Source organism: Streptomyces sp. NPDC059875 (genome assembly GCF_042731085.1).
Taxonomy (GTDB): domain Bacteria; phylum Actinomycetota; class Actinomycetes; order Streptomycetales; family Streptomycetaceae; genus Streptomyces.
Map to the genome: position 1 here is coordinate 1 of NZ_JBHWJZ010000055.1, position 13709 is coordinate 13709.

General features: G+C 72.6%; 12 protein-coding genes. 5 read left to right on the forward strand and 7 right to left on the reverse strand.

From position 1 onward, the window contains the following. Positions 1–63: 63 nt before the first annotated feature. The 5 genes from ACFV9D_RS36700 to ACFV9D_RS36720 form a co-directional block, all read right to left on the reverse strand. Positions 64–1224, reverse strand: a complete 1161-nt coding sequence (locus ACFV9D_RS36700) for a lactate 2-monooxygenase (RefSeq protein WP_385156629.1) — start codon at positions 1222–1224, stop codon at positions 64–66. Positions 1225–1285: 61 nt separating this feature from the next. Beyond that, positions 1286–1639 (reverse strand): fluoride efflux transporter CrcB, encoded by a 354-nt coding sequence (gene crcB / locus ACFV9D_RS36705; protein ID WP_385156632.1) that lies wholly within the window; start codon positions 1637–1639, stop codon positions 1286–1288. Then, positions 1636–1983 carry a DUF190 domain-containing protein gene (locus tag ACFV9D_RS36710; protein WP_385156636.1) on the reverse strand — a complete coding sequence of 116 codons (348 nt, stop codon included), beginning with the start codon at positions 1981–1983 and terminating at the stop codon, positions 1636–1638. Before ACFV9D_RS36710 ends, crcB (ACFV9D_RS36705) begins: the two co-directional genes overlap by 4 nt. After that, complete coding sequence (gene crcB / locus ACFV9D_RS36715; RefSeq protein WP_385156639.1) at positions 1980–2390, reverse strand: fluoride efflux transporter CrcB; 411 nt, start codon at positions 2388–2390, stop codon at positions 1980–1982. The genes ACFV9D_RS36710 and crcB (ACFV9D_RS36715) overlap by 4 nt, the downstream gene beginning before the upstream one ends. A gap of 9 nt (positions 2391–2399) precedes the next feature. Continuing rightward, positions 2400–3092: a DsbA family protein gene (locus ACFV9D_RS36720; RefSeq protein WP_385156642.1), complete on the reverse strand. Its 693-nt coding sequence runs from the start codon at positions 3090–3092 to the stop codon at positions 2400–2402. Positions 3093–3250: 158 nt separating this feature from the next. On the opposite strand from ACFV9D_RS36720, the gene ACFV9D_RS36725 reads away from it, so the two are divergent. After that, complete coding sequence (locus ACFV9D_RS36725; protein WP_385156645.1) at positions 3251–4369, forward strand: LLM class flavin-dependent oxidoreductase; 1119 nt, start codon at positions 3251–3253, stop codon at positions 4367–4369. A gap of 446 nt (positions 4370–4815) precedes the next feature. Continuing rightward, the gene (locus ACFV9D_RS36730) at positions 4816–6060 is read left to right on the forward strand and encodes an IS701 family transposase (protein ID WP_385156649.1); all 1245 of its coding nucleotides are present in this window, start codon (positions 4816–4818) and stop codon (positions 6058–6060) included. Positions 6061–6139: 79 nt separating this feature from the next. On the opposite strand, the gene ACFV9D_RS36735 is transcribed toward ACFV9D_RS36730, so the two are convergent. Continuing rightward, positions 6140–8110: a helix-turn-helix domain-containing protein gene (locus tag ACFV9D_RS36735; RefSeq protein WP_385156652.1), complete on the reverse strand. Its 1971-nt coding sequence runs from the start codon at positions 8108–8110 to the stop codon at positions 6140–6142. 252 nt (positions 8111–8362) lie between these two features. Beyond that, positions 8363–9346 (reverse strand): NADPH:quinone reductase, encoded by a 984-nt coding sequence (locus tag ACFV9D_RS36740; RefSeq protein WP_385156655.1) that lies wholly within the window; start codon positions 9344–9346, stop codon positions 8363–8365. A gap of 100 nt (positions 9347–9446) precedes the next feature. Here ACFV9D_RS36740 and ACFV9D_RS36745 point away from each other — a divergent pair, with 100 nt between their 5' ends. From ACFV9D_RS36745 to ACFV9D_RS36755, 3 genes are all read left to right on the forward strand, one after another. Next, a complete protein-coding gene (locus ACFV9D_RS36745) occupies positions 9447–9899 on the forward strand; it encodes a GNAT family N-acetyltransferase (protein WP_385156658.1) in 453 nt (150 codons plus the stop codon). Positions 9900–10096: 197 nt separating this feature from the next. After that, entirely contained in the window at positions 10097–11686 is a 1590-nt protein-coding gene (locus ACFV9D_RS36750; RefSeq protein WP_385156661.1) for a class I adenylate-forming enzyme family protein, read from the forward strand. Beyond that, positions 11683–13704, forward strand: coding sequence for an FAD/NAD(P)-binding protein (locus ACFV9D_RS36755; RefSeq protein ID WP_385156664.1), 2022 nt, complete (start codon positions 11683–11685; stop codon positions 13702–13704). Before ACFV9D_RS36750 ends, ACFV9D_RS36755 begins: the two co-directional genes overlap by 4 nt. Positions 13705–13709 lie beyond the last annotated feature (5 nt).

Below are 13709 nucleotides of genomic sequence, written 5' to 3' on the forward strand. Positions count from 1 at the left end.
GCGACGAGCCCGGCGGTCGAGCCGTGGGGGGCGGGGCCCGCCCCCCCGCCACCACCCCCACGCTCAGCTCGACTCCGTCAGATCCGCCCTCGTCAGGGTCTTCGGGGTCGCGTGGCCCGACAGGGCGAGGGTGAGGTCGAGTTCGGCGAGGAGGCAGCGGATGACGTGGTCCACGCCCGCCTGGCCGTCGAGCGCCAGGCCGTAGGCGTACGGGCGGCCCACGAGCACCCCGTCCGCGCCCAGCGCCAGCGCCTTGGCGATGTCGTCGCCCGTGCGTACGCCGCTGTCGAAGAGGACCGTCAGGCGCTCGCCGACCGCGTCCGCGACGGCCGGCAGGGCGTCGGCGGCGGCGATCGAGCCGGCCACCTGGCGGCCGCCGTGGTTCGAGACGACCACCCCGTCCATGCCGGCGTCGGCGGCGGCGCGGGCGTCGTCGGGGTGGAGGATGCCCTTGAGGACGATCGGGCCGTCCCAGTTCTCGCGCAGGAACGCCAGGTCGGCCCAGGTCTTGCCCGGGTCGGAGAACATCGACACGAAGTGCATCACGGCCGCGTTCGGGTCCTCTTCGACCGGCTTCGCCAGGCCTGCCCGGAAGGCCGGGTCGGAGAAGTAGTTGGCGGTCCCGACGCCGTGCAGGAACGGCAAATACGCCTGGTCGAGGTCGCGCGGCCGCCAGGAGAGCATCGGCGTGTCGAGCGTGACGACGAGCGCGGTGTAGCCGGCCGCCTTCGCCCGGCTCAGGAAGGAGCGGGCGACCTCGACGTCCTTCGGCCAGTACAGCTGGAACCACCGCTCACCCTCCCCCATCGCCTCCGCGACCTGCTCCATCGGGGTGCTGGACGCGGAGGAGAGGATGTACGGGACGCCGCGCGCCGCCGCGGCCCGCGCCGCCGCCGGCTCGGCGTCGGGGTGCAGGATCGACAGCACGCCGACGGGTGCGAGGGCGAGCGGCGCGGGCAGCGTACGGCCCAACAGTTCCACCGACAGGTCCCGTTCGCGCACGTCCCGGAGCATCCGCGGGACGATCCGGCGCCGTTCGAGCGCCGCCCGGTTGGCGCGGGCGGTGGAGCCGTCGCCCGCGCTGCCGGCGACGTAGCCGACGGGCCCCGGGCCGAGCCGACGGGCGGTCAGTTCCTCCAGCCGGGTCAGGTCGGTGGGGAGCCGGGGCACGGCTCCGGTCAGCCCGTTGAGGTAGATCTCGTACTGGAAGTCCGCCCAACTCATGTGCGGGTACCGCCCTTCGGAAGATCGCCGTGGGAGCACCTTGCCACCGGAGTCCGGGGCCTCACCAGGCCCGTGCGGCCTCCACTCCCAGCCAGACGGCTCCGAGCCCGGCGGCCAGGCTCCCGGCCGCGTTCGCCACCGCGTACCCCTTGGCCCCGCCCTCGTACAGCTTCAGCGTCTCGTAGGAGAAGGTGGAGTACGTCGTCAGCGCCCCGCACAGGCCGGTGCCGAGCAGCAGGTGGGTCCGGGCGGAGGAGACGCCGGTCAGCAGGCCGAGGACGAGGGAGCCGACGATGTTGACCGTGAACGTGCCCCAGGGGAAGACGGAGTCGTGGCGTGACTGGACGGCCCGGTCGGCGAGGTACCGCAGGGGCGCGCCGATCGCCGCGCCGGCGAGCACGAGGAGCCAGTTCACGCCTGCCTCTCCCGGCCGACGTACCGGATGACCTCGCAGTCGTCGAGGATCACGAGTCCCTCGCCCACCAGCGCGTCGAGCTGCGGGAGGAAGTCCCGGACCCGGTCCTCGGTGTCCACGATCACGATGGCGACGGGCAGGTCCTCGCTGAGCGAGAGCAGCCGCGTGGTGTGGACGAGCGAGGACGCGCCGAAGCCCTCGATGCCCCGGAAGACGGAGGCGCCGGCGAGCCCCGCCTCGTGTGCGCGGTGCACGATCTCGGAGTACAGCGGCCGGTGGTGCCAGGTGTCGCTCTCGCCGAGCAGGATCGTCACCCGCAGGGCCCTGCCCGCCAGTCTCGTCATCGTGTTCTCCTCGCCTGAGCGCCCCGGGTCGCGGTGGTCGCGGCCCAGACGGCCGCCAGTGCCGCGACCACCGTCGCTCCCATGTATGCCACGCCGCGCGCCGTGTCCCCCGCGCTCAGCAGCCGCTGCGTGTCGAGGGCGTACGTGGAGAAGGTCGTGAAGCCGCCGAGGACACCCGTACCGAGGAAAGGGCGCACGAGCGGGTGCGGCAGGGCGGCGACCTCGGTGACCAGCACCATCAGGACCCCGATCGCGGCGCAGCCGGAGACGTTCACGGCGAACGTGGTCCACGGGAACGCGCCGGGCGGGGTGGCCCAGACGAGCGACGCGCCGTAGCGGGCCGCAGCGCCGAGGGCGCCGCCTGCGGCGACGGCCCCGACGACCGGTAGCTGCCCGCGCACGTCCATGCGCTCAGGTTAGGCGGCGAGCGAGTCGAGGAGGGTGCCGGCCCAGCCCGCGTCGTAGTGGTCGAGGCGGGGGAAGCCGCCGTTGTACAGGTCGCCGGTGAAGACGTAGGTGGCGCCGGGGTTGTGCGCCGCGTATCCGCCGCTCGCGAAGAAGTGCGGGCTGCCCTGGATCTGCGGGCCCTGCGCCTCGTGCCACTGCTCGTACACCTCGCGCCGGCCCGCGCCGCGCGCGAGGGCGGCCTTCAGGGCCCGGGCATCGACGTCGGCGCAGGTCTCGGCGATGTCGAGGATGACGGAGTGGATCGCTATGCAGCGGTGTTCGGTGTAGAAGGCGCGCCGCAGCCCGGCGTCGAGCTGGTCGGAGCCGCGCAGCCCGCCGACCTCGGGGGCCTTGGCCGCCTGGACGGCTTCGAGGGCGGGCAGGACGCTCGACGGGTACTCCCACGCGGGCGCGTCCCACAGCCGCCAGCCCAGCTCGGGGCGGTGGGCGCCGAGCATGACGACCTCGGCGTCGACGATGTGCTTGGGCGTGGGCTGGCGGTTGAACAGCTCCAGCGGGAAGGCGCGGTGGTCGATCAGCAGGTCCCGGCCGCGCTCTGCGGCGGTGGCCCGCAGGGTGTGCAGGGCGAGCGAGGCCCAGGGACAGCCGATGTCCGACCAGGCGGTGACGACGGGCGGTTGCGCGTCTCGTACGGGAGTCATGGCTGTGAGGGTGGGTGTCCCGCGCAGGCTCGTCCAGTGGCGGCGACCGACTTCGTCACCATGGCCGAGGCTTTCCGGATAAGTTTCCGTTTCTGCTCCGGCTCGTGCACTATGAAGAGGACGGACTTCCTTCCTGGGGCGGCTTGGAGTGTTGTGTCATGCAGTTCGGAATCTTCACCGTCGGGGACAGGACCACCGATCCCACCGACGGGACCACACCGGGCGAGTACGAGCGGATCAAGGCGATGGTCGCCATCGCCCGCAAGGCCGAGGAGGTCGGGCTCGATGTCTTCGCGACGGGTGAGCACCACAACCCGCCGTTCGTGCCGTCCTCCCCGACGACCCTCCTCGGGCACATAGCGGCCCGTACGGAGCGGCTGATCCTGTCCACGTCCACCACGCTGATCACCACCAACGACCCGGTGAAGATCGCCGAGGACTTCGCGATGCTCCAGCACCTCGCGGACGGGCGCGTCGACCTGATGATGGGCCGCGGCAACACCGGGCCCGTGTACCCGTGGTTCGGGCAGGACATCCGGCAGGGCATCCCGCTCGCCATCGAGAACTACGCGCTGCTGCACAGGCTGTGGCGGGAGGACGTGGTGAACTGGGAAGGCCGCTTCCGTACGCCTCTCCAGGGCTTCACCTCGACGCCCCGCCCGCTGGACGGCGTCCCGCCGTTCGTCTGGCACGGCTCCATCCGCTCCCCCGAGATCGCCGAACAGGCCGCGTACTACGGCGACGGCTTCTTCGCCAACCACATCTTCTGGCCCAAGGAACACACGGCCAAGATGGTCCGCCTCTACCGCCGGCGGTACGCGCACTACGGCCACGGCACCCCCGAGCAGGCGATCGTCGGCCTCGGCGGCCATGTGTTCATGCGCAAGAACTCCCAGGACGCGGTACGGGAGTTCCGCCCGTACTTCGACAACGCGCCCGTCTACGGCCACGGTCCGTCCCTGGAGGAGTACACGCGCGAGACCCCGCTCACGGTCGGCTCCCCTCAGGAGGTCATCGACCGCACGCTGTCGTTCCGCGAGTACGTGGGCGACTACCAGCGGCAGTTGTTCCTGGTGGACAGCGGCGGTCTGCCGCTGAAGACGGTCCTGGAGCAGCTCGATCTGCTCGGCGAGGAGGTCGTCCCGGTGCTGCGCAAGGAGATGGAGAGCCTGCGCCCGGCCGGGGTGCCCGCGGGGCCGACCCATGCGGCCCGGGTGGCGGCGCGCGACGCGGAGGCCGGCGCGGAAGCAACGGGCGCGGGAGCAAAGGGCGCGTAAACGGAGGGCGCGTAAGCGGAGGAGCGCGTAAGCGGAGGAGCGCGTAAGCGGAATCCTCCGGGAATTGAGCGAGGCGGACAGGCGCGGTCCCTGGCCTGGGGCATTAACCAGGGACCGGCCCGTGCCGCCTCGTTCTGCGATGGTCGACCCGGGCCGCACCCCGGTCAAAGCCGGGCCGCCAAGTCTGTCAGATCACCCCCACCGGGTATGCCGTCCCGGCGCCGGCCCGGCGGCCGGTCCCCCGGCCTCTGGTGGTCCGGCCACACCCGACCCCCCGTCCGACCTTCGCCCGGCACCCGTTGCGGCACTCCCCGAGCCGGCGACGGTGGTCCGACCACCATCCGGCGGCCCAGACGGGTGCCGGGTACACCTCGTGCCACGGGTGCCGCTCGGGCGACGGTGGAGGGGCAGCTGGAGGGAGCTGCAAAACCGTAGGCAGGAGTGTCGTGAGTACATCCGTCGCAACCAAGCGCAGGACCCTTCTCGATTCACTGGGAATCCAGCACCGCACCGGGCACGGGCCGCACCCCGTGGCGTACCGGAACGCGGTGGCCGACGATGTCTACGACGAGCTCTGTGCCACGCTCTTCTCCGGGTTCCCCCGGCGCGACCAGCGGCTGAAGGCGGAGCAGTATCTTCGGGGGCTGCTGACCGCACAGGGCCGCAAGTCCATCCGTAACATCGCGGCGCAGATCGGCGGGCCGGCCGCCGAGCAGAGCCTGCACCACTTCATCTCCAGCTCCACCTGGGACTGGCGGCCCATGCGGGCCGCGCTCGCCGGGTTCCTGGAGCAGAACAGCTGCCCGCAGGCGTGGGTCGTGCGGTCGATGCCGATACCGAAGGCCGGCGAGCACTCGGTGGGCGTGGACCGCCGGTTCGACCCCGAGCGCGGACAGGTCTTCCGGGGCCAGCAGGCGTTCGGGGTGTGGTTCGCCGCCGAGGAGCTGAGCGTGCCGGTCAACTGGCGGCTGTTCCTGCCCGATCCGTGGGTGAAGGACCGGACCCGGCGCGACCGCGCGGAGGTTCCGGAGGGTGCGGGCGAGGAGACGATGGAGGAGTGCGCCGTCGCCGCGGCGCTCGACACGGCGCGCTGGCAGGACGTCACCCGCAAGCCGGTGCTGCTCGACATCCGGGGCGGCGCGGGGCGCGCGGCGCTGAACCGGCTGGCCGGCGCGGGTGTTCCGGTCGTCGCCCGGATCGGCGCGACGTGCCGGCTCGCGGTCGCGGACCGGGCGCTGCCCGGCTTCGGCGCCGGGCCGCTGCCGGCCCAGCAGATCCTGGAGTCGCTCAAGGGCCTGCGCCGCCCGGTCGGCTGGCTGGACACCGCGACCGGTTCGCGGACCTCCCGTACGTCGCTGGCGACGGTGGTACGGGTCGCGCTGCCGGCGCCCGCGGGGGAACGGATGCGTCCGCTGCTGCTGCTCGGCGAGTGGGACGACGCGCGACGGCCCCCGTCCCGGCTGTGGATCACCGATCTGACCGGCTCGACGGTCGGCTCGCTGCTCCGGCTGACGAAGCTGGCCGGACGGGTGGAGCGCGACTTCACCCAGGTCGGCGAGGGGGCGGGGCTGCGGGACTTCGTGGGCCGCTCGTTCCGCGGCTGGCACCGCCACATCACCCTGGCCTCGGCGGCCCACGCGGCGACGGTCCTGGCGACGGACTGGGACGCGGCGTACGGCTCGGCCGGCTGACACCGGCCGCCGACCGACACCGGCGCCCGACCGACACCGGCCGGGGCGGGGCGCGCCACCGGGCCCCCGCCCCGGCGGGTCACGTGGTGGAACGGGCCTGGTCCGGGGCCGGGCGGGCCGGGTCCGCGCCGCGCTGCTGGGCCAGGACGTCGCGGGTGCGCTGGAGGCGGAGCGCCAGCTGGACCTCCAGGACCTGGCCCGGCTTCTGCCACTCCGCGCCGAGGAGTTCACTGATCCGCTCCAGTCGGCGCGAGACCGTGTTCGGGTGGACGTGCAGCGCCTCCGCCGCGTTGGTGGGGCTGCCGCCCGAGGCGAAGTACGCCTCCAGTGTGCGCGTCAGATCGGTGAACCGTTCGGCGTCGTACTCCAGTACGGGACCGATCGCCGACTCGATGAAGCCGTCCACGTCGTGGTCGTCGGAGAGCAGCAGCCCCAGGAACCCCAGGTCCTGCACGGACGCGGCGGACCCCGAACCGCCCAGCGCGCTCATGGCGTCCAGGCAGCGCATGGCCTCCAGATACATCCGCCCCACACCGTCCGGGCTCCAGCCCGGGCCCGCCGCGGCGACCGAGACCGGATGGCCGAGCAGCGGGGACAGCTCGCCGGAGACGGCACGGGCGGCCGCCGAGGCCTCCACCCCGGGCAGCAGCAGCACGAGGCAGCCACCCTGCACCGTCTTCAGACCGGACATCCGGTACGCGTACGAGGACGCCCACACCACCGCCCGCCCCTGCTCCCCGCCCTCCGGCCGGGCCACCACCAGGACGTGCGGCTTGCGCAGATCGATGCCGAGGCGGCGCGCGCGCTGCACCAGTTGCTGCGGCGGGGCGTGCTGCGGGTCGGCGATCAGGTCGTCCAGGAGCTCGTCGCGGACGGGGCCCTCGGCGACGGCCGTGGAGCGCTGCATCAGCAGGAGGAACGCGACGGACTGCGCGGCCAGTTCGAGCAGCCGCTCGTCCTCCCCGGTCAGTCCGGTCGCCGCCCGCATCACCAGCACACCGAGGTCCTCGGACCCCGCTATGACGGGCGCGACCCAGGTGTTGTCGCCGGTCACGACGGGCCGGCGGCCGGCGTGCGCGTCCAGCGAGGCCTTGGCCACGGACTCCTCGTCGAGGCCCGGGATGTCACCGCCCGAGGCGAGGCTGCGGCCGCCCGGGTCGCGGATCATCACGGTGCCGTCGAGCGCGTCGCCCGCCGCCTTGGCCACGTTGCACAGGTCCCCGCCCGCCAGGACGAGGTTCATGATCCGGCTGTGCGCCTCGCTGACGTGCCGCATCCGGGTCAGGCTGGTCCGGGCCCGGGAACTGTCCAGCTCCAGTTCGGTCACCTCGGCCCGGGTCTGGTCGAGGAGACCGGCCTTCTCGATGGCCACGGCGGCCAGGTCGGCCAGCGAGGACATCAGCCCGATCTCGTCGGGCGTGTAGTGGCGGACCCTGCGGTCGGCCCCGTACAGCGCGCCGACGGTCGTGTCACCGCTGCGCATCGGCACGGCCATGACGGCGTGCAGCCCCTCGGCCCGGACGAACTCGTCGACCGCCCGCGCGTGCGGGAAGCGGTCGTCCTCCAGGTAGTCGGCGGTCCAGGCCGGTTCCCCGTGCGTGTGCGCCTCGCCGCCGAGGCCGTGGCCGTCGAGGACGCGCAGGCCGGTGGTGAGCCCGGTGTGGGACCCCTCGGTGGTGTGGATGAACGAGGACCCGTCGGTGTCGCGCAGGCTGACGTACGCCATGTCGAAGTCGAGGAGCCGTTTGGCGCGGCGGGTGATCACCCGCAGCAGGCTGTCGAGGTCGTACGGCAGCGTCAGGTCGCGGGCCGTGTCGACGAGGGCAGCGAGGCCGGCCTCGCGCTGTTCACGGCGGTCGAAGGAGGAGGAGATGCCGGTGGCGAGGTGGACGGCCCGTTCGAGCCGGGCCAGTTCGCCGGCGGGCGCGCCCGCGTCGCGGGCCTCGCCGAGCAACGACTTGTAGCGGCTGGGCGGGGCCTGTTGGGCCAGCAGCTCCAGAACCGTGAGCGCGTCGGTGCCCCCGCCGCCGTCCGCGCCGTGCTTGGACATGTCCCAACCCCCGTTGTTGAGAGAAACCGGGAGCCCCGAAGGAAACCCGTACCGCTGGCCGAAACTAATTCGGCTCCAGGAGACGGTCAACGGTGACCTCGGCCACTTAGTTCCCGCCGCGTGGGCGGGGTGGCGGGAGCACCGCCGGGCACGGGGAGCGGTGTCGTGGGACCACCTTCCGCCGGGGGGAAGGCGGAAGGTGGTCGCAGGGGGACGGGCGGTCGGCCCGTGATCGTCAGAACTCCGTAGTGGTCAGGACTCCGTCGTACGGAGGACGAGGCGGGTGCCGTGCGGGCCCAGCGTCTCGATGCGGCGGTGGACCTCGGCGGCCTCGCTCAGCGGACGGACCTCGACCTCGCGCGGACACAGCAGCCCGGCGGCGAGCAGGTGGTTGATCGCCTCGGCGGCCTCGGCCAGTTCGGCCGTGGTGGCGTGCGAGATGACGAAGCCGGCGATCGAGCCGTCCTTCATGTAGAGCTGTCCGGCCGGCAGGACGGGGCGGCTGCGGGCACCCGCGAGGAGCACGATCCGGCCCCGGAGGGCCAGCAGCTCCACGCTGTGCGCGAGGTCGTTGGTGCCGGACGCGTCGAGATACGCGTCGACACCGTCCGGGGCCGCCTTCCGGATCAGCTCGTGCGCGGCGGGATCGGTGTAGTCGAAGACCTCCGACGCTCCCAGCGAGGAGACGTACGCCGCGTCCCGCTGCCGGGCGGTGGCGATCACCCGGGCCCCCGCCCACACGGCGAGGGCGACCATCGCGCTGCCGACGTTCCCGGCCGCTCCCGCGACCACCACCGTCTCCCCGGCCCGCACGCGGCCGTGCGTGAACAGTCCGAGGTACGCGGTGGCCGCCGGGTGGACCACGGCGACGGCGGTCTCCGGGTCGACGCCGTTCGGGAGCCGGTAGAGCCGGTCGGCGGCGACCACGGCCTTCTCGGCCGCGGCGCCCTGACGCCCGTCGTGGCCCAGGCTGTTGCTCCACACCAGATCACCGGTGGTGAATCCGGTGGCGCCCGCTCCGCTTTCCGCGACCCGGCCGACGAGATCGCGACCGATCACGAAGGGAAAGGGCAGCGGAGTGCTGAACAGTCCCGAACGGACGAACGTGTCGACCGGATTGACCGTGGTGGCCAGGACGTCGACCAGAACATCAGTGGGCCCGGGGCGTGGTTCGGCCAGCTCTCCGTATTGAATCGCGTCCGGCGGTCCGAGCTCTTCGATGAAGGCAGCGCGCATACCCGGATACTGGCAGGGCGGCCCCGCGATTTCCTCCCCGTACCCCAAGGTCTGTCAACTCGGCCGGAACGTGCGGCATTACGGTCCTAGGCTGACGTTCATGGAATTGACAATGACCGATGTGACTCCGGGCGATCCGGCCCTCGTCGCCGACGTCGGCCCCCTGATCCGGACCCTGCGGCCCGGCCTGGACGCGGACGGCTTCCTGGAGTTCGCGACCGCGGCCCATCGGCAGGGCCTGGTGTTCACCGCCGCCCACGACACGAGCGGTCGCTGCCTCGGCGTCGCCTCGCACCGTGTACTGGCCACCAGCCGAGGCCGGTTGCTCTTCGTCGACGACCTCGTCACCGCGCCCGCCGCCCGCTCGGCGGGGGTCGGCGCGCGCCTCCTCGACGAGCTGCGGGAGCGGGGCCGGCGGGCCGGCTGCGTGCGCATGGAACTCGACACGGGCACGGGAAACCACGGCGCACAACGCTTCTACGCCGCACAGCGGATGAACATCGCGGCCCTGCACTACGCACAGGAGTTGGGCACCGGACTTGACGTACCTTGAATGGCTTCGTTGACCACCTCCCCGGGTGCTCAGCAGTATCCCCTTCCGAGAACGGCGAAATGACTCGGCCATTCTCCGTCCACCCTTCTTCACCCGCGCATTCCTGCGGGAGCGGTCCGAATTCGCCTTGCCGACCTCTGCTGATCACCGCTGATCTCTGCCGAACTCGGCATTTCTACCGACGAAAGCCTGGGGACATGCTGCTGCAGCGCATTGGAAACCGTGGAATCCGGCTGGGCACGCTGTTCGAGCGAGCAGCCGCCCGCCATCCCGCGAACGTGGTGATCCTCGACCACGACCTCGACATCGCGCCCGACCTCGGGCGGCGCGCGACGGTCCCGGAGATCGCCGACCTGATCGACGACTTCGCGTCCCGGCTGTGGGCGGCGAAGGTACGCCCCGGGGAGCGGGTCGTCGTCTACAAGTCCGACGGCTTCGACATCACGCTGCTGTCCTGCGCCATCGCCCGCATCGGGGCCGTGCCGGTGCTCCTGTCGCCGACGCTGGACGGCGCGACGGCCGCGGAGCTGGTGCGGCGCACGGACCGGCCGTTCCTGCTCACGGACGCTCAGAAGCTGGAGAAGGAGCTGCCGGCCGAGGTCTTCGACCTGGCCGAACACGTGCTCCTCGCCTCCGGCAGCCACGAGCGCGCCACCGAACTGGCCGACCTGGCGGGCGTACCGCGCGTGCCGTCGGTGACGATGCCGCCCGAGCACCCGACCCTGATCACACACACCTCGGGCACGACGGGCACCCCGAAGCTGGCCGTCCACACCGGCCGCACCCTGGAGGCCCGCTACCGGCCGCAGGTCGCCGCCGTTGCCGCGCTGATCCGGGGCCGCGAGACGATCGCCATGCACGTGTCGTTCGTGCACTCGCGGCTCGTCACCGCGCTCGCGATCTCCCTCCTCCGGGGCTTCCCGATCCTCGTGCTCGCCGACCCGGACCCCCGGCAGGCCGCCGACCTGTTCGCCCGGCTGAAGCCCGGCATCCTGGAGGCGCACCCCAACTCCTTCATGGAGTGGGAGGAGTTGGCACACGACCCGCGCGGGCCGCTGTCCAACGTGAAGCTGTTCTCCTCCACCTTCGACGCGATCCACCCGCGCACCGTGCACACCCTGCTGCGCGCGACGAAGCGGCGTGCGCCGCTCTTCGGCCAGCTGTACGGGCAGAGCGAGGTCGGCCCGGCCGTGGTCCGCGCCTTCACCCGGCGCCGCTCGCTCGACGACGACGGGCGCTGTGTCGGGCAGCCCTTCCCGGGGATGACGGACGTGCGGGTGGTGAGCCGGGACGGCAAGGAGCCGTCGCCGGAGAACCCGGGCTACATCGAGGTGCGCAGCGACGGCCGGATCGTCACCTACCTCGGCGAGCAGGAGCGGTACGACCAGCAGGTGTCCGCGGACGGCTGGTGGCGGATGGGCGATGTCGGCTACCGCACCAAGTGGGGCTGTGTGCACCTGCTCGACCGCGAGGTCGACCTGATCGAGGGCTTCGGCTCCACGCTCGCCGCCGAGGACACGCTCTTCGGGAAGCTGCCGGAGCTGGCCGAGGTCATCATCATCCCCGGCGCCGACGGCCGGGCGGTCCCGGTGGTGTGCACCAAGGACGACCGCCCGCTGGACCCGGCGGCCTGGAAGGCGGCCGCGGCCACGCTGCCGCCCATGGCGGACCCGGTCCAGTGGCAGGTGAAGGACCTGCCCCAGACAGCCACCACGAAGATCAAACGGCTGGAGCTGGCGCGAATCCTCGCGGCCGGTTCCGCCCCGACCGGCGGGAATCACGCATGAACGACACGCACGCCGAGGTCTGCATCGTCGGTGCCGGCCCCCGTGGTCTCTCCGTCCTGGAACGGATCTGCGCCAACGAGCGGATCGCGCCCACCCACCGGACCCTGACCCTCCATGTCGTCGACCCGGCCGCGCCCGGCGCCGGAGCAGTGTGGCGCACGGAGCAGTCGCGGCACCTGCTGATGAACACGGTCGCCTCGCAGGTGACCGTGTACACGGACGACAGTGCCCAGATCGAGGGGCCGATCGAGCAAGGGCCGAGCCTGTACGAGTGGGCGCGGGAACTCGCGGCGCTCGCCGTGCTCACCAAGGACGGCGCGGCTGCCGACAGGACGGGCGCCGAAGGGTACGACATGGCGACCCTGGAGGAGGCGCGCCGGCTCGGGCCCGACTCCTACCCCTCGCGCGCCTTCTACGGCCGGTATCTGCACGACTCCTTCCAGCGGGTGGTGGCCCGCGCGCCGGGCCACATCACGGTGCGCGTGCACCGTTCGCGGGCGGTCGCGATGGCCGACACCCACGGGGTGCCCGGCGGCCCGCAGGGCGTGCGGCTGGAGGACGGCACCCGGCTCAACCACCTCGACGGGGTCGTCCTCGCGCAGGGGCACGTGCCGGCCCGGCTGACGGCCCGCGAGGCGCGTACGGCGAGCCTGGCCCGGATCCACAACCTGCGCTACATCACGCCCGCCAACCCGGCCGACCTGGACCTGAGCGGGATCGAGCCCGGTCAGCACGTGCTGCTGCGCGGTCTCGGGCTCAACTTCTTCGACCACATGGCGCTGTTCACGGCCGGGCGGGGCGGCGTCTTCGAGCGGCGCGACGGCCGCCTGGTGTACCGCGCGTCGGGGCGGGAGCCGAAGCTGTTCGCGTCCTCCCGGCGCGGGGTGCCGTACCACGCGCGCGGCGAGAACCAGAAGGGCGCGTACGGGCGTTACCTGCCGCAGCTGCTGACCCCGGAGTTCATCGCCCGGCTGAGGGCCCGGAACGTCGACGGCGAACGGGTGAACTTCGCGCAGGACCTGTGGCCGCTGATCTCGCGGGAGGTGGAGAGCGTCTACTACGGCACGCTCCTGGACTCCCTGGGGCGCGGCGCCGAACGCGAGGCGTTCACCACCCGGTACCTGGCCGAGGCCGAGGAGTCCGACCGGGCCGAGCTGGTGGCCTCGTACGGCATCGAGGAGCCCCGTCGCTGGGACTGGGAGAAGCTGTCGCGCCCTTACGGGGAGCGGGAGTTCACCGACCGGGACGACCTCCGGACGTGGCTGATCGGCCACCTGGAGCAGGACGTGGCCGACGCGAAGGCGGGCAACGTCGACGGCCCGCTCAAGGCGGCGCTGGACGTGCTGCGGGACCTGCGCAACGAGGTCCGGCTCGCGGTGGACCACGGCGGCCTGGAGGGCAACTCGCACCGGGACGACCTGGAGGGCTGGTACACCCCGCTCAACGGCTTCCTGTCGATCGGCCCGCCGGTCTCCCGTATCGAGGAGATGATCGCGCTGATCGAGGCAGGTGTCCTGGAGGTCACCGGTCCCGGCACGCAGATCCGGCTCGACGCGGCGGCGCCGTCGTTCGTGGCCGCGTCGGACGCGGTGCCCGGGCCGCCGGTACGCGCGGCGGTGCTGATCGAGGCGCGGCTGCCCGAGCCGGACCTGCGGCGGACGCAGGACCCGCTCATGCTGCACCTGCTCGACACCGACCAGGCGGCGCCGTACCGGATCGCCGGTTCCTGCGGGACGACGTACGAGACCGGGGGCCTGGCCGTCACCGAGCGGCCGTACCGGGTGGTGGACGGCCGCGGCCGACCGCATCCTCGCCGGTTCGCGTACGGGGTGCCGACGGAGTCCGTGCACTGGGTGACCGCGGCCGGGATCCGGCCGGGCGTCGACTCGGTGACGCTCGGCGACTCGGACGCGATCGCGAGGGCGCTGTGCGCGCTGCCGCCGACGGCGCATGTGCCGGCGGGGGTGCGGCCGGTGACGCGCGAGGCCACGACGGAGCTCGCCGGGGTGATCGTGTGAGCGGC

What these genes read in the sequence shown, in the direction of transcription:
- ACFV9D_RS36755 (WP_385156664.1), top strand. Translation starts at nt 11,683, where the DNA reads ATGAACGACACGCACGCCGAGGTCTGCATCGTCGGTGCCGGCCCCCGT.
- ACFV9D_RS36745 (WP_385156658.1), top strand. Translation starts at nt 9,447, where the DNA reads ATGGAATTGACAATGACCGATGTGACTCCGGGCGATCCGGCCCTCGTC.
- ACFV9D_RS36700 (WP_385156629.1), bottom strand. Translation starts at nt 1,224, where the DNA reads ATGAGTTGGGCGGACTTCCAGTACGAGATCTACCTCAACGGGCTGACC.
- ACFV9D_RS36720 (WP_385156642.1), bottom strand. Translation starts at nt 3,092, where the DNA reads ATGACTCCCGTACGAGACGCGCAACCGCCCGTCGTCACCGCCTGGTCG.
- ACFV9D_RS36725 (WP_385156645.1), top strand. Translation starts at nt 3,251, where the DNA reads ATGCAGTTCGGAATCTTCACCGTCGGGGACAGGACCACCGATCCCACC.
- ACFV9D_RS36735 (WP_385156652.1), bottom strand. Translation starts at nt 8,110, where the DNA reads ATGTCCAAGCACGGCGCGGACGGCGGCGGGGGCACCGACGCGCTCACG.
- ACFV9D_RS36740 (WP_385156655.1), bottom strand. Translation starts at nt 9,346, where the DNA reads ATGCGCGCTGCCTTCATCGAAGAGCTCGGACCGCCGGACGCGATTCAA.
- ACFV9D_RS36750 (WP_385156661.1), top strand. Translation starts at nt 10,097, where the DNA reads ATGCTGCTGCAGCGCATTGGAAACCGTGGAATCCGGCTGGGCACGCTG.
- crcB (WP_385156639.1), bottom strand. Translation starts at nt 2,390, where the DNA reads ATGGACGTGCGCGGGCAGCTACCGGTCGTCGGGGCCGTCGCCGCAGGC.
- ACFV9D_RS36710 (WP_385156636.1), bottom strand. Translation starts at nt 1,983, where the DNA reads ATGACGAGACTGGCGGGCAGGGCCCTGCGGGTGACGATCCTGCTCGGC.